Here is a 21054-nt window from a genome sequence, read left to right as displayed (position 1 = left end):
CGGCGCTGGCCGTCGAAGGCCGAATTGGTGTTGGCCGCGTTCATCGAGGGCATCCGCCAGATCGCCATCCCGCCCGACACCGGCACGCTGCGGGACGATTTGCTGCGTGTGGGCGAGCTGATCTGCCAACAGGGTCAGCAGCACGCCAGCACCATTCGCGCTGTGCTCGTCGAGGTGGCGCGCAACCCCGCACTCAACGACGTGACGCAGCAGTTCATCGAGCAACGGAAGGCCTTGATCGCCCAGATCCTTCAGCAGGCCGCTGAACGCGGTGAGATCGGCCAAGCCGCCATCAACGACGAACTCTGGGATCTGTTGCCCCACTATCTGATCTTCCGGTCGATCTTTCCCGGCCGGCCGCCGACACGGCAGACTGTGCAAGCTCTCGTCGACAAGGTCATCCTGCCAAGCCTGATCCGACCTACCGAGTGAGTGACTGCCCGAATGTGTACGCTAGCGTCTCTTGTGCTGTCCGGTCCGGTACCGTACTGTCCTATCTGTCGCTCCGCGCTTGAAGCATCGGCAATGTGGCCAGGCGGTCGTGCCACCGGCTATCGAAAGGCCAACGGGTGAAAGCGATTTCACTAAGTAGCTTGGTCAAACGTTATTGGATGGTGCTGGTCGCCGCCGCCGTCGTCGCGACCGCCGGCTTCGGCGTCTATCGGCTGCATGGGATCTTCGGCTCGCACAACGTCACGTCCACCGCCAGCGGCATCGCGGATCAAACCCAGCCTTTCAACCCAAAGCACATCACCCTCGAGGTCTTTGGCGAACCCGGGAAGGTGGCGACGATTAACTACGTGGACATCAATATTCAGCCGCAGAAAGTGACAAACGTGCCGCTGCCGTGGACGTTGACCATGGTCACGACCCAGCCTGGCGCGTTCAGCAACCTTGTGGCGCAGGGCAACAGCGATTCACTCGGCTGCCGCATCACCGTGGACGGTGAAATCAAGGACGAAAGGATCGTCAACGCAGTGAACGCGTACACGTTCTGCCTGGTGAAGTCCGCATGAGTCACCTGCACGCCCCCAGGCCTTGGGCACCTCACACCATCCGCCGGCTTTCGGTGCCGATCCTGCTGTTCTGGGTGGCCCTCGCCGCCCTAACGAATATCTTTGTACCGAATTTGGAAGAGGTCGGGAAAGCACATAACGTGTCGCTGAGCTCTCCCGATGCGGCCTCACTGCAGGCGCAGAAACACATCGGCCAAGTATTTCACGAGTTCCATTCCGATAGTGCGGCCATGGTCCTCTTGGAAGGCGAAAAGCCGCTCGGCGCCGACGCCCACCATTTTTACGACGTCTTAGTTCGCAAACTCCAACAAGACACCAAACACGTCGAGCATATCCAGGATTTCTGGGGGGATCCGCTGACGGCTGCAGGCTCGCAAAGCAACGACGGCAAGGCCGCGTATGTTCAGGTTTACCTGAATGGTAACCAGGGCGAGGCGAAATCCATCGAGTCCGTGGACGCTGTCCGCGATATCGTCGCGCACACGCCACCACCGCCCGCGGTCAAGGCCTATGTCACCGGCGCGGCGCCGCTCATCACGGATCAGTACGAGGTGGGCAGCAAAGGCATCGTGAAGGTCACCATCGTAACGGTGCTGGTGATCGTGACGATGTTGCTGTGGGTTTACCGTTCGGTCGTCACCATGTTCCTCGTGCTTGTCACGGTCCTTCTGGAATTGGCCGCGGCCCGCGGAATCGTCGCCTTTCTCGGAAACGCCGGGCTGATCGGACTTTCCACGTATGCGACTAATCTGCTTACGTTGTTGGTGATCGCCGCCGGGACAGACTACGCGATATTTTTCCTCGGCCGTTATCACGAGGCCCGGCACGCCGCGGAGGATCGGGAAACAGCGTTCTACACCATGTACCACGGCACGGCCCACGTTATCTTGGGCTCGGGCCTGACCGTTGCCGGCGCGGTGGCCTGTCTGAGTTTTTGCCGGCTACCGTATTTCCAAAGCCTGGGTATTCCCGCCGCTTTGGGCATCATCACAGCAGTGCTGGCGGCGCTCACCTTGGCACCAGCAGTCCTTACCGTCGGCAGTCATTTCGGTCTCCTCGAACCAAGGCGCGCCATGCAGACCCGGGGATGGCGGCGCATCGGCACGGCCATCGTCCGCTGGCCCGTACCGATTCTCGCGGTGTCGGTGGCAATAGCGCTTATCGGTCTGCTCGCCTTGCCGGGATACCAGACCAGCTACAACGCCCAGGACTACATGCCCGCCAGGACCCCGGCCAATATCGGTTACGCGGCCGCGGACCGGCATTTTTCAAAATCCCGGCTCAATCCCGAACTGCTGATGATCGAAACCGACCACGATATGCGTAATCCGGCCGACATGATCAACCTGGAAAGAGTGGCGAAAGCTGTTTTCCACACTGGCGGCATTGCCCAGGTGCAGTCCATGACCCGGCCGTTGGGAACCCCGCTCGACCACACTTCCCTGGCTTTCCAGATCAGCGCGGGAAGCATCGGCAACATCGAGAACCTGCAGTACCAGAAAGACCGCGCAGACGACTTGATGAAACAGGCCGACACCCTGAAGGATACGGTCAACATCTTGAACCAGCAGTATGCGCTGCAGAAAACTCTCGCCGCCTCGACGCACGACGAGACACAAGGCTTTCACGATACATTGGCCATAATCAGTGACCTGCGCGATAAGATCGCGAATTTCGACGACTTCTTCCGGCCGATTCACAGTTACTTTTATTGGGAAAAGCACTGCTACGATATCCCGATCTGTTATGCGTTCAGAAACGTATTTGAATCAATCGATACTATCGACCAGCTCGCTGAAGAGTTTGCAACACTGTCGGCAAGTTTGGATAAATTGGATGCGGGCCAGCAGCAATTGGTGAAGCTGCTACCGCCCCAAATCGCCGACCAGTCAAAGAACCTGGAGCTGACGCTATCCAACTACGCCACCAACTCCGGGATCAACGGCCAAACCCGGGCTAACACCGATACCGCGACCGCTCTCGGCCAAGCTTATGACGCCGCCAAGAACGACGACTCCTTCTACTTGCCTCCGGAGGCTTTCGCCAACGCCGAGCTCAAACGCGGCCTCAAACTGTTTCTGTCGCCGGACGGCAAGGCGGCTCGCATGATCATCACCCATGAAGGTGATCCCGCCACCCCCCAAGGTATCTCGCATATCAACGCGATCAGGAACGCGGCGAAAGAGGCCGTGAAGGGCACCCCGTTGGCGGGCTCCAACATCTATCTCGCCGGCACCGCCGCGACCTACAAGGACGTCCAAGACGGCGCCCTCTACGACCTGATGATCGCCGGAATAGCCGCGCTGAGCCTCATTTTGCTCATCATGATGATCCTCACCCGGAGCCTGATCGCTGCGATCGTCATCGTCGGCACGGTCGCGCTTTCGCTAGGCGCCTCTTTCGGGCTCTCCGTGCTGGTCTGGCAGGATATTTCCGGCATCAAGTTGTACTGGATTGTGCTGGCGCTGTCGATCATCATCCTGTTGGCCGTCGGATCCGACTACAACCTGCTGCTGATTTCCCGGTTCAAAGAAGAAATTCACGCCGGACTAAATACCGGCATTATCCGCGCGATGGCCAGTAGCGGCTCGGTGGTGACCTCCGCGGGCCTAGTGTTCGCCGCGACCATGGCCTCCTTCATCGTCAGCGATCTGCGAATCTTGGGTCAGGTGGGAACCACCATCGGCCTGGGACTGCTGTTCGACACGCTGATCGTGCGCTCGTTCATGACGCCGTCCATCGCCGCGATCCTCGGGCGCTGGTTCTGGTGGCCGCAACGGGTGCGCCCGCGTCCGGCCAGCTCCATGCTTCGGCCCTACGGATCGCGCCCCGCAGTCCGTCAACTGCTGCTGTGGGACGACGACGAAGTGACTACTACCCGGATACCGTCACGCTCACGGTCGTAGCGGAACGGTCGTGCTCGTTGTTCCGAGGCCTCACAAATACCGTCTAACTCGTCGACAATAGTCCGCGTATTGCTGGTCGTAGTGTTGCCGCATGAAACTTTCCTCCCGCAACACTTGGCGGTGGAAGAGTAAGACCCCAGCGGCAAGGTAGACCAACGGAATCCAGTTGGGAAACACCAGGAACTGACCGACCAACACGAGCGCGAACCCAACGTAAATCGGATTGCGGCTGATGGCGAATATGCCTGTGGTCACCAGCTTATCGGGCTGGTCGACGTCGATGCCGACCCGGAAACTCCTGCCGAATGACACCAGGCTCAGAAACAAAACCAGCAGACCGATGAAGCACAGTCCGACACCGATCCAGGCAATGGCGTTGGAGTGGAAGGCCGTCTGAGTGCTGACCAGGGGCCAATTGAACGCGGCAGCAAAGATCGTATAGAAGTAGAACAGCGCCACCGGCGGGATCAAGAAGTCCGTCTTGTCTAGGTCGCCGAAGTGCATCGCCTGTGTCCCTGCCCGTCGTAGCAGCAGCACTCGTGTTAATACCGTGCCAAGCAGGAGCACGATCGCCAGAGCGGCTAAATATCCGGTCACCGAGGGTCCTTTCCGATTCGTAGTTGCTGGTCGACATGCAGAAAGCGAAATTCGCGCCGGCGCAGCACACGCAGAATGAGCGCTCGCGGAAAGCCGAACGCGCGCAGGCCAGCCGCGACCGAATACGGTTCGATGCGATCGATCGGATAGTCGACGCCTTTGACAACGACAACGCAGCGGCCGGCGGCAAGCACGTTTTTGTACCACGACACCGCGGTCCCGTAGGTGAGCTCGGCGACGAAGCCGCCGTCGACCGAAGCCAGGATGATCGGCGTTTCATAGGCCCGGCCGGTTCGGCGTCCGACGTGCCGGACCAGCGAGAATGGGCCGTGCCCCGAACGAGCCGCGCGCTCGGTGACCGGATTGAGGGTGTGGTTGAGCAGCCATAGGAAACCACGCTTGAGCCGCGAGGCGGTCATGTTGATGGCTCGTCTAAGCGAGACATCGCACCGAGTCCGAAGAATTCATCGCCCGATGAAGTCATCATATGATGAATATGCGCTGTCGGCGCAGACTCGTCAAGGTTTAAGCCAGGCGGCCACGTGATGAGACCGCAAACCCCGGTAATCGCCGATCGCGTCACACTGCGTTGACGTGCGACGGCACCAAGGGCCACCATGGCTTGCATGCGCTATGTCGTTACCGGCGGTACCGGGTTTATCGGGCGCCGAGTGGTCTCACGTCTGCTGGGCGAGCGGCCGGACGCCGAAGTGTGGGTGATGGTTCGCCGTCCGTCGCTGGGCCGGTTCGAACGCCTGGCCGAGCCGTGGGGTGAACGAGCAAAACCACTGGTCGGCGACTTGGCCGAGCCCGATCTCGGGTTGACCGACGAGGCCACCGCCGAGTTGGGCAACGTCGAGCATGTGGTGCACTGCGCGGCGATCTACGACATCACCGCCCCGGAGCCCGAGCAGCGGATCGCCAACGTCGAGGGCACCCGCGCCGTGATCGAACTCGCGCGCAAGCTCGACGCGACCCTGCACCACGTGTCGTCGATCGCGGTGGCTGGAGAATTCCGCGGTGAGTACACCGAGTCTGATTTCGACGTCGGCCAACCGCTGCCGACGCCCTATCACCAGACCAAGTTCGAAGCCGAGCTGCTGGTGCGTGAGGCGATCGGCCTGCGCCATCGGATCTACCGTCCGGCGGTGGTGGTGGGTGATTCGCGCACCGGTGAGATGGACAAGATCGACGGACCGTATTACTTCTTCGGCGTACTGGCCAAGCTGGCGGTTTTGCCCAAGTTCACCCCGATCATGCTGCCCGACACCGGCCGCACCAACATCGTGCCGGTCGACTACGTCGTCGACGCGCTGGTCGCACTCATGCACGCGGACGGTCGGGACGGCCAGACGTTCCACCTGACCGCACCGAAAACCATTGGGCTGCGGGGTATTTACCGCGGGATCGCCGCCGCGGCCGGGCTGCCGCCACTGCGTGGATCGCTGCCGCGGTCGGTCGCCGCACCCGTGATGAAGGTGCGCGGGCGGGCCAAGGTGTGGCGCAACATGGCGGCCACCCAATTGGGCATTCCCGCCGAGGTTCTCGACGTCGTCGACCTGGCGCCCACGTTCATCTCCGACAACACGCGAAACGCATTGCACGGCACCGGCATCGAGGTTCCCGAGTTCGCCAGCTACGCCCCCAAGCTGTGGCGTTATTGGGCCGAGCATTTAGACCCCGACCGGGCCCGCCGCAACGATCCGGCCGGAGCACTGGTCGGCCGCCACGTGATCATCACCGGCGCGTCCAGCGGCATCGGACGGGCCGCGGCAATCGCCATCGCCGAGCGGGGCGCAACGGTATTCGCGCTGGCGCGCAACGGTGAGGCGCTCGACGACCTGGTCACCGACATCCGCGCCAACGGTGGCCAGGCTTACGCCTTCACCTGCGATGTCACCGACTCCGACTCGGTGGAGCACACGGTCAAGGACATCCTGGGCCGCTTCGACCACGTCGACTACCTGGTGAACAACGCCGGCCGCTCGATCCGCCGCTCGGTGGTCAACGCCACCGACCGGTTCCACGACTACGAACGGGTCATGGCGGTCAACTACTTCGGCGCGGTGCGGATGGTGCTTGCGCTGCTACCGCATTGGCGTGAGCGCCGGTTCGGTCACGTCGTCAACGTCTCCAGCGCCGGCGTGCAGGCCCGCAGCCCTAAGTACAGTTCGTATCTGCCGACCAAGGCCGCCTTGGACGCGTTCTCCGAAGTGGTGGCCACCGAGACGCTTTCCGACCACATCACGTTCACCAATATCCACATGCCGTTGGTGGCCACCCCGATGATCGTGCCGTCGCGGCGGCTCAACCCCGTTCCGCCGATCAGCGCCGAGCATGCCGCGGCGATGGTGGTGCGCGGGCTGGTCGACAAGCCCGCCCGTATCGACACCCCGGTGGGCACCCTTGCCGAAGCCGGAAACTACTTCACCCCCAAGCTGTCGCGACGGATCCTGCATCAGCTCTACCTCGGATATCCGGATTCAGCGGCAGCGCGTGGCGAGCCCGCCTCGAAACCTGTTGTGAACCAGCAGTCTTCGCGTCGACCGAAGCGCCCGGCACGCGCCGCTGTTGCCCGAATGAGGGTTCCCGGACCGATCAAGCGAGCCGTGCGACTGGTTCCCGGAGTGCACTGGTAGTCGCCAGCCAGCGGACCAAGCCTGCGACGCCTGAGCGACCGCGGCGAGGTGTGAGTAGTTGCATCGGCCAGCGCGCACGTGACGGCAAGCGTTGCGATATCGCAGATACAAGCAGACGCCGATCAACTATCCGCTCGCGCCTTGCACTACGTTGTGGGCACTTTGGCGGCGATCTGATGCGCGATGTTGACCGCGGCGCCGGCGGGGGAGCCGCCGCACGCGACGACGTCGATCGCGACGTTGTTGACCACGGTCAGCGCCCGCTGACACGTCGAACCATTGTGGCCCTCTTCGGTTTTGGTGGTGCTCAGGATCCCGTTGGTGTTGGAGACCGGCCCCACGCTCCACACCTGATCGGGCTGGCCGGCCTTGGAGTAGGTGAGTTGCCGGTTGGCACACGCCGGCCAACTTTGGGCGGAGTCGGCGAACAATGCGCGCGCGTCATCCGCGGAGGAAAGAGCCACGACACTCTGATCGACAAAATGAGTCTTAGTGTCACCGGGCTCCTTGAACCCCTGGCCGCGCACACCGCCCGACCCCCAGCCATAGACCTCTTTTTCCCTTGTGCCCCATATTGGTCGGCAATTCCCGCCCGACAGGTAACCCCTGCCGTCGTCCAACGCGGTATAAGTTTCCGAGACCGTCATCCCGGTGGTGCCCATCGCGGTGTTGATTTGGTCGGGGCTGAGCAGCAGCCCGTCCAGCACACTCTCTGCGACGGGAGGTGCGGCGGTCGGGCCAGTGATGTTGGTTTCCGGTGCGGTTGATGGTGCGGGGTTGTTGTTGCCGACCGGTACTTTGGCGGCGATCTGATGAGCGATGTTGATCGCGGCGTCGGACGGGGAGTCGGACGGGGCGTCGGACTGGTTGAGGCTGCACGCCGCGACGTCGATGACGACGTTGTTGGCCACGGTCAGCGCCCGCTGACAGGTATAAACTCCATTGCCGGCCTTTTGGGTGTTGGTGACGCTCAGGGTGCCGTTGGTGTTGGAGACCGGCCCCACGCTGTGCACCAGATCCTGGCCCATCATGGCGATGGTGTACTGCCGGTTGGCGCAGGCCGGCCACTGTTGGGCGGAGGCGGTGAAGAACGCGCCCGCATCCTGCGCGGAGGGAAACGACACCACAAACTGGTCGACACCATGCCTGTAAGTGTTGCCGGGCTCGCGGAGCTCCTGTCCGAGCAGGTCACTCCACCCGCTGCCGTCATAGACCTCGGCTTCCGCCGGGCTGGCTATGGGTTGGCAGGCCTTGTCCGACACCTTCGAGGCAACCTCGCCCAACGCGCCGGTGGTTCCCCCGACCGTCAACCCGGTGATGCCCATCGCGGTGTTGATTTGGTCGGGGCTGAGCAGCAGACGTCCTAGCGCGGCCTGCGCCGGAGTGAGCTTGGTGGGGGGCTGCGAGGTGGTGGAGGGCTGCGAGGTGGTGGAGGGCTGGCGCAAAAGGAGGTAGCCGGCGACTGCGGCCACGACCACCACGATCGCCGCGATCAGCGGCCACGTCGACTGCAGGGGTGAGCGGATGGCGCGTGCCTGCGCCTCAGCAGCATGTGTTTCGACTTCTGTCGCTGACGACTCCGCTTCTAGCGCCGCGTGTTCCGGCTGTGGGGTTCCCTCCGCCGGGACGCGCGTTTCGTGCATGCCAATGTTCCGCTGACGGGCGGGTCCGACGTTCGCTACTTCTTTGCCTGCACTCTGAACGAGCGCCAGCGCACCTATGAATGCCACGGCGACGCCCGCGCCCGCAACATAGATCGCGATGCCCAGGCTGGTGACCAACCCAGGCTGGGAGGTATCGACGGCTCCGCCGGAACCGACAGGGTAAAGAGTCCGCAGGCCCTTGTCGTTGGCTAACAAGACAATGCCCACCGCTGCGACAGCACACGAGACGAAGACGAACCACTGGCCAAGCCGCTTGCCCTGGCTAGCGTTGTAGCCAAACTGGGCAATAAACAACGGGAGCAAAAGCAAATGCCAGCCGATTTCCTGGAACAGGGTGTTTTTCCCGACGATTGGTAACCCGCCGGCCGGTTGCAGCAACGGCAAGAACACCGAGACAGCCAGGGCAGCCGCGCCGACGAGGACCAACCCCAACCCGAGTGGGTTCCCGGGCGCCGCTTTACTCGTCACCGCCCCGTCATCGCTTTCGCGGTGTTCTTTATCGTCCATTGCGAACCTTCCGCGAATCGCTGTCGTCAACGTTCCGTGCCGACCCCAAGCCAGGGAAGCAAAGGATGAAGCGAACGCCTTGGAGGATTCTTGGGCCGCTCGGTAGAGCCACCGTATGCCGTTTTCGCCGGACCACGGGCCGGTTTACGATTTTTGTGACCTGCGGAAATGCTGCGAGTTGTGTGCCGCCGACAGGACCTGCGCGCACGCCATGCCTCGCATGCGAAGTCGTTCTACCGCTGGTGATCACCTTCACGGCCTGAGCAACTCGCGTCCCGGTATCGTTGCCGCAGTGGCCGCCGCACCGGTTTTCGCCGACGTCGACACCGGTGTAGACGATGCGATTGCGCTGATTTATCTACTGGCCAGCCCGGAGGCCGAGCTGATCGGCATCGCCTCCACCGGTGGCAACGTCGGGGTGGATCAAGTGTGTGAGAACAACCTCGGCCTGCTCGAGCTGTGCCGGATCGACGGCGTGCCGGTATCGAAAGGTGTCGATCATCCGTTGAACTCCGCCGCGCTTCCGGTCGGGAAAGTCCACGGACCAAGGGGTTTGGGGTACGCGGAGTTGCCGCCGACCGATCGACGGCTCACCGGCGACGATGCGGCGACAGCGTGGGTCAAGGCGGCGCGTGCCCATCCGGGAGAGCTGATCGGGCTGGCCACCGGTCCGCTGACCAACTTGGCGTTGGCGCTGCGCAAGGAACCGGCGCTGCCGACGCTGGTGCGCCGGCTGGTGATCATGGGTGGCGCCTATGACTACCGCGGCAACACCAATCCAGTGGCGGAATGGAACATCGGCGTGGATCCGGAGGCGGCGGCCGAAGTGTTCGCCGCCTGGTCCCCAGCAGAGGCGGAAGGCGCTGAGCAGCAATCGCTTCCGATTCTGTGTGGCCTAGACGTGACCTGGAACATCTCGATAACACCGGAAATCCTGGGGAGACTGGCGGCAGCTGCGCACACTACGACAAACGTGCTGAGCGTTCACGATGAGCGGGGCACCCGGTCCTCGGCGTCCAACCGGTTGATTCGGGTGATCGAGGACGCGACGCGGTTCTACCTGGAGTCCTACTACGACCTCGGCCACGGTTACCAGGCGCATCTGCACGATCCGTTGGCCGCGGCGGTCGCACTGGACCCACAGCTGCTCGCCACCCGAGCGGCCACGGTGGATGTCGAGCTGACGGGGACGCTGACCCGCGGCATGACAGTGACCGACTGGTCGGGGCGCTGGGGTCGAAAACCCAACGCGCTGATCGGTGTTGGAGTCGATCCGGCTGTGTTCTTCGACCGGTTCATCGAGCGGGTCGGACCGTTCGCGCAGCGACTCGGCTGAACGGGTTGGTCAGCCTTGAATGTTCGCCGCATCGAGTTCATGCGCGCCGCACGGGAGCTCTGCTGTTGGCGGCCCCTGGCGCTGTGCTCCACCTGGTGCGCGCGAAACGGGTCGACCGTAAGGCGTTCGTCGTTACCCGGATCCTTGGGGCACGCCAACTTGTCCACGCGCTGCTGTCCGGTAGCCGCAACGGCCACGGCGCGAAAGCGCTGGTCCACGAGAGGCTGACCACGGCGCCGGTAGGTCACTGAAACGGCCGCACGCCGGTGTCCACCACGTCGCGCTCCGACCCGGCGGCTGCTGGAGCGGGCCGCTCCGGATGGGGCCGCCGAGACCGATTAGCCCGCGCGATGCGCAGCAGCACGTTCGGGCGCAAGAGCCGAACAGGTGGATCGATCATTCCGATGACTCGCATGAAGTGCCCGGCCACGGTGGCATCGGTTTCGGCGGCGGTCATCACCCGATCCAGGTAGGCATTGGTGATGCGCATCGACAGCGGCCGTGGTCCGGCCACTTCCGGAAGCGCCAGGTCGGAACCGACGGCCGTCTGCCAGGCGATCCGCACCTTCTTGGCGCTGGCGCGAAAGAACCGTCGTGGCAGATCGCGCTCTCCGCGGCGCAGACAGTCCCGTAACACGGTTGCTTCGATGGCGGCGACCGTCATGCCTTGTCCGTAAATGGGATTGAAGCTGCAAATCGCGTCGCCAAACACCAGTAGACCGTCGGGTGTCCGGCGCATTTTGTCGTAGCGCCGCCACCGGTTGGATGGGACGCGATGGTGCGCTACGTCGCCGAGCGGCTGCGCAGCCTTAACCGCTTGTAGCACGTGAGTGGGCGCCAAATCGGCTGCGAAGTCGAGCATTTCGGCGGGAAGGCCGGGCGGCTCGAGTCCGGCCAATGCACCGACGGCAAACATCGAAGTACCGTTTTCATATTCGATCAAGCCGAACATTTTCGCTCTACCGGGCGCCGGGAAGTGGGCGATCATGTGTTCGTCGATGGCGCCGGGTGCGATCCTCAGCAATTGGCACGCGTAGGCGAGATGCACCATCAGCTCCTCCTGGGGAGGACGGCCATAACCAAGCTCCTCCAGGAAATTCGGCGTCCGAGAACCGCGTCCGGTGGCGTCGACGACCAGGTCGGCGGTCAGCGTGGTCCCGCGGGTGGTTGAGCGGTCGACTATCCGGGCCCCGGTGACATGGTCACCGGCCGGCGTAGCAGTCAGCCCGATCACGTCATGATCCTCGAGGAACGTGACGTTCGAAAGGGCCTGGACCCGGCGCCGAACATTCCATTCGAGCAAGGGCCGGCTGACAAACGAGATCGACATCGACAGGGCGCTCGGCGCGCTGCCGGACCTAACGACCTGGTGTCCCCCAACCGAAATCGACATCTTTGAAAAGTCGCCGTCATCCCAGCTGACGACACCGGCGGCATGCAATTCATCGAGGAAGTTGGGAAATAGCTCCTCGAGGATCTCCGTGCCGCGCGCCTGGATGGCATGTATCTGCCTGCCTTGTGGGACGCCTCGCCGGTTCACTGGCGCTGCCGGCAGGATGTCGCGTTCTACCACGATCACGCTCTTGTAGAAGTCGGCGAGCACCCTGGCGGCCAGCAGGCCGCCCATGCTGGCGCCGAGCACCACCGCATGCTTACCCAGTTCGGTTCGTGTCGCCGGGCGCGGGCCGTGTCGACGAGGCGCTCGCGACACCGATGCCATCACAGTCGTTCCATCTCACGAGACATCCGCGACGCCTCAAAATACACGGGCTCATGACGTAAGGAGTGCGGCCGGGGCTCGGTCAACCCGGTCAGCATGCGGCCGAGTCGGGCGCTCAGCGCGGCGACCGGCCACGCCCTGCGACGCGGTTCGGCTGATACGGCTGCCGCGGTGCTGAACGCAACCTGCTTCTCGGTAATCAGGACCGATGTGTTCCTACCCGGGGCGGAGGCCGCTGCCGGCCGAGCCGATTCCGTTTTCGAAGTTGCTATGGGTTGTCGTGTTATCTGGGACATGGCGGTTTCTCCGGTGCAGTGGTTGATGTGTCGAGCCCAGGGTCTGAAACCGACCGTCAATCCAGCGTCAATCAACCGGCAATCGCGACGCAGCGAGCGGGCTGGTGCATTGCTGTTACGATTGACCAGGGCAAACGGCTGGGAGACGCCATGGCCACCGACCAATCCGGGGTGTCGGTCTCGGTTCGCGTGCTGGGCGACGTCCGCATCGATGTCGACGGCGTTGCGGTAGGCCTCCCCGATAGTTTGCGGGCTGTGGCCCTACTCGGGTGGCTAGCCACCCATCCGGGGTCGCGCAGCCGCTCCGAAATCGCATCGGTGTTATGGCCCGATGTCGCCGATTCGGCCGCGCGCAGCAGCGTGCGCACGGCGCTGTGGGCATTACGGCGCGCTTTCGGAGATCACGCCGACGACGTGCTGGACACCTCGCGCAACCAAATCGGGTTACACAACGTCGATGTCGATGTCGTCCGTTTCGACGAGCTCGTTGCCGAGGACCGCCTCGAGGAGGCATTAGCAATATCGTCGGGCGACTTGCTGGCCGGTCTCGACGACGAGTGGGCAATTCTCGCGCGTGAGTCCCACCGCGACAAGGTGATCGCGCTGCTGCTGGATCAGTCCGACAAGGCCGCTGTCAACGGCGATCGTGCTCTGGCCATCGAGCGGGCCCGCTTCGCCGCGGAGTTGAATCCCTATTCCGAAACGTGTGCCCGCCTGCTGATGCGTCGTTACGACGAGGCCGGAGATTGTTCCTTGGCCCTGGCGGTCTACGCGCGGATTGTCGACCGGCTGCGCATCGAATTGAAGATCGCCACCGCCGACGAAACCTGGCAGCTGGCCGAGAAAATACGCGGCCGCCAACAGGATCAGCGCCGAAAGGCCCAGGCGCCCAGGGCGTTACGGCGGCTGGCGATGACTCCGCTGGTTGGCCGAGACTCGGAGCTCCAGTCGCTGGGACAGGCCTGGCGAGCAGCGCGTCGCGGTGAAGGTGGCGTAGTGGTCGTGCGCGGCGAGTCGGGCCTCGGAAAGACCCGGTTGGTCGCCGAGCTCGCTGAATTGGCCGGCAACACCGGGGGCCTGACCGCGCTCGGCACCGCCCCCACGATCGGTTGCCCGCCGTATTGGCCGTGGGCCGATCTCGCAGCTGGGCTGCTGCGCGGCCTGGGCGGCGTTCCTCTCGGGGAGCCGTTCACGACGGCGCTGGCTCCGCTGCTGCCGACGATGATTCAGCCGGCCGCTCCCGGCCCACCCGACTTCGAGCAGGCCAGGCTGACCGAGGGACTGTTGGATCTGCTCGCGTACGCCGCACGACAGGCACCGCTGCTGGCGGTCCTGGAAGACATGCACGGCTGCGACGAGGCCAGCGCCGCCGTGCTGGCGCGTGCGTCTCGGCGGGTTCAGAGCCTGCCCATGCTGCTAGTTTGGACGCGGCGAAACCGTCCCGTGCCGGCCGCCCTGGCAGACGCCGAAGAAAAGGCGCGTCACTGCGCCGCGCTGGTGTGCGATGTGGTACTGAAACCGCTGACGCAGCACGATATTGCCGAGATAGCCCGAAACGCCGGAGTAATCGATGACGGCGCGATCGGAACCGTGGTCGCCTCGGCCGACGGCAACGCCCTGCTAGCGGTCGAGGCGTCGCGCGCGATCGCGCGAGGCGATGTGGCCATTGCCGAAGGGCTGCGCTCTACCGTGCGGGCCGCCCGACGACATCTGTCGGGGCACGCGCATGCGCTGTGCGAAGTGATGGCGGTGGCCGGGCGGCCGCTGAGGATAGAGGACGCCCGCCGTCGGACCGGGTCACCCGACGACGCCGAGTTCGACGCGGCATTCGAAGCGGCGGGCGACGCGGGACTGTTGCAGATCGCTGACGGCGCCATCGATTTTCGGCATGCATTGGTGCGTGATGCCTACTACACCGATCTGCCGGAGTTGCAGCGGATGCGGCTGCACGCCGCCGCCGCTCGTGATATCGACGAGAACGGCGAGCCGGAGTTGGCCGGCGAGGCTGCTCGGCATCTACTGGCCGCCGGCGACCGCGATGCCGCGGCGGGGCTTTTGGTGCGCGCGGCAAACCACGCGATGTCGCTCGGGGCGCTCAGCCGCGCCGACGAGTTGTTGGGTGAGGCCGCCGCTTTGCAGCCTCACAACGTCGAGGTGGTGCTGGACCTCGCGGGTGTGGCCGCGCACCGGGGGATGGCCGATCAGGCGCAGGCGCGGTTCGAACGCGCGATGACTGCGCTTGACGCCACGGGCGACCGGGTCGGTATGGTAACCGCCTACATCCGCTGGGCCGAGTGGAATACCGGCCCGCTCTGCCGGCCGTTGGTGGCCCGGCGGGCCGTCGTCACGGCATTGGAAATGATTGACACCGCGGGGCTCTCGGCGTTGCGGTTGCGGCTTCAGGCGCAAGCGTTTCTCGCGTTATGCGAGGCGATGGCCGGCGACCCAGCGGCCTGCGAGCAGATCCTGGACACCATCGACACGCAATGCAGGCGGCTGCCCACCGACCCAATCCGCGACATCCGCCGCCACATCGCCCGCACGCTCGCCCATATACGGCAAGGTCGCCTCGACGAGGTCGGCGAGGCGGGACGGGCGGCTGCCGCAATCGCGAGGTCGGTCGGCCGGCTTGACCTGATGTACGGATCGTTACTGAACGCCGCGGCGGGTTTGGCATCGACCGGCGCCTATGCGGAGGCTCTCGAATTGCTCGATGAAATCGGCACAATGCCCAGCGCCGGAGCGCTGCCGCTGGCAATCGAGGCCGACGTGCAACTCTCCCGCGCCTGGCTGATGTCTCGGCTTGGCCGCCACCCGGAGGCGATACGTGTTGCCAGCGCAACCCAGCGACTGGCGGAGCGGATCGGCGGCACGGAACTCGCCGCCACCGCTGACGCCGAAACGGGCCGCATCCTGCTGCGCGCCCGATGCTACGAGCAGGCCGCCGAGTGCCTCGGGCGGGCGCTGAGCGCCGAAACCACCTCGATTGGGCGGCCGTTGGCGCGACTCCAGCGCGCCGAAGCGCTGGCCCGTCTAGGACGACAGATCGACGCTCAACAGGAAGTTACCGCGACCGCGCTGGAACCCGTCGGCCCCGCCGATCGGCCCGACACGCTCGTCGCGCGCATGGCATCGGTGCGTGGGCTCATCGCCGCAGCGCAGGGCGACAGCGGCGGGGCCCAACGTCACCTACAGCGCGCAGCCGCGGGCTGGCGCCGGCGCATCGCCACCGCCGACGCCACCGGATCAACTTCCGCGCTCGCCGACTTAGGCCGGCCGGTGATCGGTCAGGTCTCCCCGACAGAGGAGCTTGACGCCGTCCTTACGGATCTCGCCCAACTCGACATGAGGAGCACACATGCCAAGCTTTGACGATTCGACACAGACATCTGCGGCGCCAGAAGACGTCTGGATGCTGCTGTACGACCCGGTGCGGTTTCCTGAATGGTGGACTGGGATCGCGTCGACCGTGGCCGGCGACGAAGGCGACTACACCATGTTCGTCGAGGGCTACCCCGACTTCCCGATGCCTCAGGCTTTGGATGCCCGCCCACAAGATCGGCGCGTCACAATCTCCTGCATGGTGTCGGATCTTGTTTTTCAGTGGCATCTCGAACCAGCCGACGGCGGCGGTACAGACATTTCTGTGCATGTTGACATTCCGGAGTCCGAAGCGGCGCGTCTGGAAATGCAGCGCGAAGTAATCGGGTCGTCTCTACGGCGGCTGGGGCAGCTCGCGGCCGCGGGGTAGCTGAGACCCTTCTGGCGCCAAGCGCATCCCGCTGAGCGAGCAGTCCTGTGGCCGCTCGGCCCAGCCCGGCCATCGCCCAAGCGACCACCACGACCCGCAGATTCGTTGACTGGCGCGAATTGTGTTGATATTCACGGTATTTGCACGGGGCGAATCCTATCCGCCGAATGTTGACCCGCGGGTTTGGCTAATCGATCGGCGGGCATCCGTGAGCCCATGGCGTTCGCCGAATACCAAACGAGCTCTATGAACAAGGACAGGCCGGCCGGCAGCCGCCATACCCCATCAGGTTCGCCGACGCGCCAAAGACATTGGCGTCGACGGGATTTACTGCTCCAATCATGGCGGACGACAAGCCAACGGCGGACTCCCGCACTGGACTGCCTGCCGGAGTGCTGGAGGCCGCCGACGGGCTGCCAGTGTTGTTCGACTCGGGCGTTCGCAGCGGAGCCGGCATCATCAAGGCCCTGGCGATGGGAGCGACCGCGCGGTAGGCATCGGTCTTCCGTATGCCTACGGCCTGGCGCTCGGCGGTGTCGACGGCATCGTGCACGTGCTGCGCTCCCCGCTGGCCGAAGCGGACCTGATAATGGCCGTCGACGGCTACCCCTCGCTCAAGGACTGACACCAGACGCGTTGCTTCCCACCGGATAAGCAGCGTTACTCGTAGCTTCCCTCGAGATACCAGCGCCGTTGTCGGTAGCACAGCAGAAATGCCCGCTCGTCCTCCAGCAAGACCTGGGCGCGGGCGGTGCGTCCCTTCGCCCGATCCGGATCCCACCACCGCTCGTCAACCGGCCAGGGTCCGGCCCACCAGCGCAACCGGTCGTCACGGCCGCGAGAGGTCAGCCGTGCCGGGTCGGCTGAAAACAGCCCGCGGCTGGTCACCCGGATCGAATTGCCCCGGGCATCAAGCAATTCCACCGGGTCATCGAGCAGCACTGTCGGCGACGGCTCGGGCAGTTGACCGGGCCACGGCAGACCCGGATCGGCCCGCGGCACCGGCTCGTCGCCCAGCGGCGTCAACGTGATGCGCTCGGCAGGTCCACGACCGCCGGACAGTACAGGCACCTGCACTGCCTCCGGGCCAAGCAAACCCTGTACTCGTACCAGCGCCCGACGGGCCCGCATCCTGTCTTCTTCACCGAGGCCACCCCATAGCGGTAACTGCAGCGCCCCGGCCGACACCACCTCCACCGCCTGCAGCCGCAACAACGTCACCGGTGCGGTAGGCCGATCCACAAGGGTCCTGGTGTTCAACCACCCGTCCAGCTGCCAACGCACCCGGTCGGCGGTGGCATCCTCGGTCAATGGCTCGGCGCATCGCCACACCCGAGTCAGCTCTTCGCCGTTGGCGGTGACGGCGTGAACGGCCAGTCGAGTGCATCCCACCCCGGCGGCCATCAACGTCTGATGCAACGTGCTGGCCAGCGAGCGGCCGGCAAATGCCGCGGCGTCCACCCGGTCGATCGGCGGATCGCAATGCAGCACGGCGTCGAGTTCGGTCGGCGGCTCACGCCCGGATGGTCCGCGTTCCGGCTCACCGCAGGCGAACCGGTGCGCGCTTACCGCGTCGGCGCCGAACCGGGAAGCCACGTCGGTGCGCGACAATGCGGCGAACTGTCCGATGGTCCGAATCCCCATCCGCCACAGCAGATCCGCTAGCTCGTCCCGTCCGGGACCGGACAGGCTGGGCTCGGTGGCGAGTTGCCGGATCGACAACACCGACAGGAACCGCGCGTCTGCTCCCGGTTCGACGACACGACCGGCACGGGCGGCGAAGACCGCGGTGGACAGCTGGTCGGCGATCCCGACCTGACATTCTGCGCCGGCTGCGGCCACAGCGTCGGTCAGCCGCTCGGCGGCCTGCTGTTCGGATCCGAAAAAGCGGGCCGCCCCGCGCACCGGCAACACCAAAAGCCCGGGTCGCAGCACCTCGGCGCGGGGCACCAGATCGTCCACCGCCGCGATAACCCCTTCGAAGAAGCGGGCGTCGCGGTCGGAATCGGCAGTCACGACATGCAATTGCGGACAACGGGCCGCCGCCTCTCGTCGCCGCGATCCTCGCCGCACTCCTGCCGAACGGGCAGCCGATGAGCAGGCGATCACCCGGTTGGCCAGCGTGACGGCGACCGGGGCGGTCGCGGGCAGGCCAGCGGCCGCTGCCGCGGCGACCGCAGGCCAGTCCATACACCAAATCGCCAGTACTCGGGAGGCCACGCGACTATCCGATTCGCACCTGACCGATTGCCCGTCCCCTCGCGTGCATCCCGCTGATCCGGAGCCGTACCTTGCTGATCCGTCCGAAACCGGGCGTACTCGCCGTGGTCTCATAGCCACAGACCTGAGCCTCAAGTCGTATTGACGCCCCCTGCCAGTCACCATCGGTGATCAGCAGAGTGCAGCCTTTGTGGTGAGCGCGGGCTACCACCGCCCGTGCCCGTGTCTGTGGCACCGAGCGTCCGCCCAGCGCCAGCACGACCAGATCCATTCCGTCCATGAGCACCGCAGCCACCTCCACCGGATCGGCACCGGGATCCGGGATGACCGCAAGCCGGCTTAGATCCGCTCCCATCTCTACGGCGGCAAGCAATCCGATATCCGGCTGGCCGACAATGGCTGCGTTCCCGCCGGCGGCCGTCACCGCGGCCACCATGCTCAGCGGCAGCGACCGGGCCCCCGACAGCACCGCCACTGTTCCCCGTGGCAACGCCTCAGGCAGCACATCGGCTAGCAGCTGCGGGATCGGCAACTTGATCTCCGACTCCGGTAGCAGGTCGTCGGGGCCGGGGCGACCGCGAGTGTGAGCGTGCCGAGGAGAACCGACCTTCCCGGACACCGCCGCCATCTGGCGGCGCAGCTGTTTTAGCTGCTCAGAACGGCTGTGATGAGGCTGATCGGAGGCGAGAATCGCCGTCATCACCACCTCCTGAGGGACGGGTGTTACCAATGATGTTCGAATGTATGTTCGATACGATCAGTCAACACCTGCCCACCGACAAACGTCAAGCGGCGTACTGCCCAGCTAACTTAGCGCGGTGGCGTCGAGATTGCCGCCATGGCTGTGGTGAGGGGCCCCAGCACAACCGTGGACGCAATTTCAATGAAATCGAGAAGCGGCGTTATTCCCACTCGATGGTGCCGGGCGGCTTGCTGGTCACATCCAGCACCACCCGGTTGACCTCGGCGACCTCGTTGGTAATCCGGGTGGAGATCCGCTCCAGCACCTCGTAGGGCACCCGAGTCCAGTCGGCGGTCATCGCGTCTTCACTGGACACCGGCCGCAACACGATCGGGTGCCCGTAGGTGCGGCCGTCGCCTTGCACACCGACCGAACGGATGTCGGCCAGCAGCACCACCGGACACTGCCAGATCTGCTGGTCCAAACCCGCAGCCGTCAACTCTTCGCGCGCGATCGAGTCTGCCCGCCGCAGCGTGTCGAGCCGCGCCGCGGTGACCTCACCGACGATCCGGATCGCCAAACCCGGGCCCGGGAAGGGTTGGCGCGCAACGATTTCCTCCGGTAGGCCCAACTCGCGCCCGACTGCGCGCACCTCGTCTTTGAACAGCAGCCGCAGTGGTTCGACGAGTTTGAACTTCAGGTCGCCGGGCAGGCCGCCGACATTGTGATGACTCTTGATGTTCGCTGCGCCGCTGCCGCCACCGGACTCCACCACGTCGGGATACAGTGTGCCCTGCACCAGGAACTCAATGTCCTTGTTTCCCAAGGCATCCCGTACGGCACCTTCGAACGCACGGATGAACTGCCGTCCGATGATCTTGCGCTTGCCCTCGGGATTGGTCACCCCGGACAGCGCCTCGAGGAACGTTGCGGCCGCGTCGACTGTCACCAGGTTCGCGCCGGTGGCGGCGACGAAGTCGCGCTGCACCTGCGCGCGCTCGCCGGCCCGCAGCAGCCCATGGTCGACGAACACACAGGTCAGCCGGTCCCCGATGGCACGTTGCACCAGCGCGGCGGCCACCGCGGAATCCACCCCACCGGATAGCCCGCAGATCGCGTGGCCGTCGCCTACCTGGTTGCGCACCTGCTCGATCAGCACGCTGGCGATGCCAGCCGGCGTCCAATCCGGCGCAATGCCGGCGAATTCGTGCAGGAACCGGGTGAGCACCTGCTGCCCGTGCGGGGTGTGCATGACTTCGGGGTGGTACTGCACGCCCGCCAGCCGTCGCGACCGATTCTCGAAGGCGGCCACCGGTGACCCGGCGCTGGTAGCCACGACATCAAACCCGTCCGGTGCGGCAGTAACGGCGTCACCGTGACTCATCCAGACCGGTTGCGTCTTGGGCAGATCCGAATGCAGTTCACCGCCAGCGACTTTCAGTTCGGTTCGGCCATACTCGCTGGTGCCGGTGCGCTCGACGGCGCCGCCAAGGGCCTGCGCCATTGCCTGGAATCCATAGCAGATGCCAAATACCGGCACGCCCAAGTCGAACAGTGCCGCATCCAGGTGCGGCGCGCCCTCGGCGTAGACACTGGCCGGGCCACCGGAGAGCACCACCGCCTTCGGGTCGCGGGCTTTGATCTCGTCGATCGACACGGTGTGCGGAATCACTTCGGAGTACACCCGGGCCTCGCGCACCCGTCGGGCGATCAACTGGGC

Annotated in this window: 15 protein-coding genes and 1 pseudogene; 9 read left to right on the top strand and 7 right to left on the bottom strand. The window is 64.7% G+C overall.

The features are described 5' to 3' along the window. The 3 genes from WAN71_RS28465 to WAN71_RS28455 all read left to right on the top strand — a co-directional run. Window positions 1-432: TetR-like C-terminal domain-containing protein (locus WAN71_RS28465; RefSeq protein WP_422228530.1), on the top strand; the 432-nt coding region annotated here is incomplete at its 5' end. A 179-nt stretch (window positions 433-611) separates the two neighbouring features. After that, a complete protein-coding gene (locus tag WAN71_RS28460) occupies window positions 612-1016 on the top strand; it encodes an MmpS family transport accessory protein (RefSeq protein WP_422228529.1) in 405 nt (134 codons plus the stop codon). Beyond that, the gene (locus WAN71_RS28455) at window positions 1013-3922 is read left to right on the top strand and encodes an RND family transporter (RefSeq protein ID WP_422228528.1); all 2910 of its coding nucleotides are present in this window, start codon (window positions 1013-1015) and stop codon (window positions 3920-3922) included. The genes WAN71_RS28460 and WAN71_RS28455 overlap by 4 nt, the downstream gene beginning before the upstream one ends. Before the next feature lie 30 nt (window positions 3923-3952). Here the strand turns inward: WAN71_RS28455 and WAN71_RS28450 are convergent, their stop codons facing one another. Together WAN71_RS28450 and WAN71_RS28445 are read right to left on the bottom strand one after the other, a co-directional pair. Further along, window positions 3953-4519, bottom strand: a complete 567-nt coding sequence (locus WAN71_RS28450; protein WP_422228527.1) for a methyltransferase family protein — start codon at window positions 4517-4519, stop codon at window positions 3953-3955. Beyond that, on the bottom strand, window positions 4516-4938 hold the full coding sequence (locus WAN71_RS28445; protein WP_422228526.1) for a hypothetical protein: 423 nt from the start codon (window positions 4936-4938) through the stop codon (window positions 4516-4518). Before WAN71_RS28445 ends, WAN71_RS28450 begins: the two co-directional genes overlap by 4 nt. A 207-nt stretch (window positions 4939-5145) precedes the next feature. On the opposite strand from WAN71_RS28445, the gene WAN71_RS28440 reads away from it, so the two are divergent. Then, window positions 5146-7158, top strand: a complete 2013-nt coding sequence (locus tag WAN71_RS28440; protein ID WP_422228525.1) for an SDR family oxidoreductase — start codon at window positions 5146-5148, stop codon at window positions 7156-7158. Window positions 7159-7304: 146 nt separating this feature from the next. Here the strand turns inward: WAN71_RS28440 and WAN71_RS28435 are convergent, their stop codons facing one another. Further along, window positions 7305-9329 (bottom strand): sensor domain-containing protein, encoded by a 2025-nt coding sequence (locus tag WAN71_RS28435; RefSeq protein ID WP_422228524.1) that lies wholly within the window; start codon window positions 9327-9329, stop codon window positions 7305-7307. A 292-nt stretch (window positions 9330-9621) separates the two neighbouring features. Between WAN71_RS28435 and WAN71_RS28430 the strand changes: the two genes are divergently transcribed. Beyond that, window positions 9622-10665, top strand: coding sequence for a nucleoside hydrolase (locus WAN71_RS28430; RefSeq protein ID WP_422228523.1), 1044 nt, complete (start codon window positions 9622-9624; stop codon window positions 10663-10665). 95 nt (window positions 10666-10760) lie between these two features. Beyond that, window positions 10761-10916: a hypothetical protein gene (locus WAN71_RS28425; protein ID WP_422228522.1), complete on the top strand. Its 156-nt coding sequence runs from the start codon at window positions 10761-10763 to the stop codon at window positions 10914-10916. Here WAN71_RS28425 and WAN71_RS28420 read toward each other — a convergent pair. Continuing rightward, on the bottom strand, window positions 10910-12376 hold the full coding sequence (locus tag WAN71_RS28420; protein ID WP_422228521.1) for an FAD-dependent oxidoreductase: 1467 nt from the start codon (window positions 12374-12376) through the stop codon (window positions 10910-10912). The genes WAN71_RS28425 and WAN71_RS28420 overlap by 7 nt on opposite strands. Before the next feature lie 455 nt (window positions 12377-12831). Between WAN71_RS28420 and WAN71_RS28415 the strand changes: the two genes are divergently transcribed. The 3 genes and pseudogenes from WAN71_RS28415 to WAN71_RS28405 all read left to right on the top strand — a co-directional run. Further along, entirely contained in the window at window positions 12832-16053 is a 3222-nt protein-coding gene (locus WAN71_RS28415; protein WP_422228520.1) for an ATP-binding protein, read from the top strand. Next, the gene (locus tag WAN71_RS28410; RefSeq protein ID WP_422228519.1) at window positions 16040-16432 is read left to right on the top strand and encodes an SRPBCC family protein; all 393 of its coding nucleotides are present in this window, start codon (window positions 16040-16042) and stop codon (window positions 16430-16432) included. Before WAN71_RS28415 ends, WAN71_RS28410 begins: the two co-directional genes overlap by 14 nt. A gap of 295 nt (window positions 16433-16727) precedes the next feature. After that, window positions 16728-17057: pseudogene (locus tag WAN71_RS28405) on the top strand (alpha-hydroxy-acid oxidizing protein); the annotation flags it as partial. A gap of 35 nt (window positions 17058-17092) precedes the next feature. Here WAN71_RS28405 and WAN71_RS28400 read toward each other — a convergent pair. From WAN71_RS28400 to guaA, 3 genes are all read right to left on the bottom strand, one after another. After that, window positions 17093-18622 (bottom strand): DNA polymerase Y family protein, encoded by a 1530-nt coding sequence (locus WAN71_RS28400; RefSeq protein WP_422228518.1) that lies wholly within the window; start codon window positions 18620-18622, stop codon window positions 17093-17095. A 34-nt stretch (window positions 18623-18656) separates the two neighbouring features. After that, window positions 18657-19352 (bottom strand): hypothetical protein, encoded by a 696-nt coding sequence (locus tag WAN71_RS28395; protein WP_422228517.1) that lies wholly within the window; start codon window positions 19350-19352, stop codon window positions 18657-18659. Window positions 19353-19554: 202 nt separating this feature from the next. Continuing rightward, window positions 19555-21054 (bottom strand): glutamine-hydrolyzing GMP synthase (gene guaA / locus WAN71_RS28390; protein ID WP_422228516.1); only part of this gene is annotated, 1500 nt, incomplete at its 5' end.

The organism is Mycobacterium sp., assembly GCF_049280035.1.
Classification (GTDB): domain Bacteria; phylum Actinomycetota; class Actinomycetes; order Mycobacteriales; family Mycobacteriaceae; genus Mycobacterium.
This window is presented reverse-complemented; position numbering and strand designations above follow the sequence as displayed.

Bases quoted from the DNA above. Each gene is read 5' to 3' on its own strand.
- WAN71_RS28460 (WP_422228529.1), top strand. From the start codon at position 612: ATGGTGCTGGTCGCCGCCGCCGTCGTCGCGACCGCCGGCTTCGGCGTC.
- WAN71_RS28455 (WP_422228528.1), top strand. From the start codon at position 1,013: ATGAGTCACCTGCACGCCCCCAGGCCTTGGGCACCTCACACCATCCGC.
- WAN71_RS28445 (WP_422228526.1), bottom strand. From the start codon at position 4,938: ATGACCGCCTCGCGGCTCAAGCGTGGTTTCCTATGGCTGCTCAACCAC.
- WAN71_RS28440 (WP_422228525.1), top strand. From the start codon at position 5,146: ATGCGCTATGTCGTTACCGGCGGTACCGGGTTTATCGGGCGCCGAGTG.
- WAN71_RS28435 (WP_422228524.1), bottom strand. From the start codon at position 9,329: ATGGACGATAAAGAACACCGCGAAAGCGATGACGGGGCGGTGACGAGT.
- WAN71_RS28415 (WP_422228520.1), top strand. From the start codon at position 12,832: ATGGCCACCGACCAATCCGGGGTGTCGGTCTCGGTTCGCGTGCTGGGC.
- WAN71_RS28410 (WP_422228519.1), top strand. From the start codon at position 16,040: ATGCCAAGCTTTGACGATTCGACACAGACATCTGCGGCGCCAGAAGAC.
- WAN71_RS28400 (WP_422228518.1), bottom strand. From the start codon at position 18,622: ATGGACTGGCCTGCGGTCGCCGCGGCAGCGGCCGCTGGCCTGCCCGCG.
- WAN71_RS28395 (WP_422228517.1), bottom strand. From the start codon at position 19,352: ATGACGGCGATTCTCGCCTCCGATCAGCCTCATCACAGCCGTTCTGAG.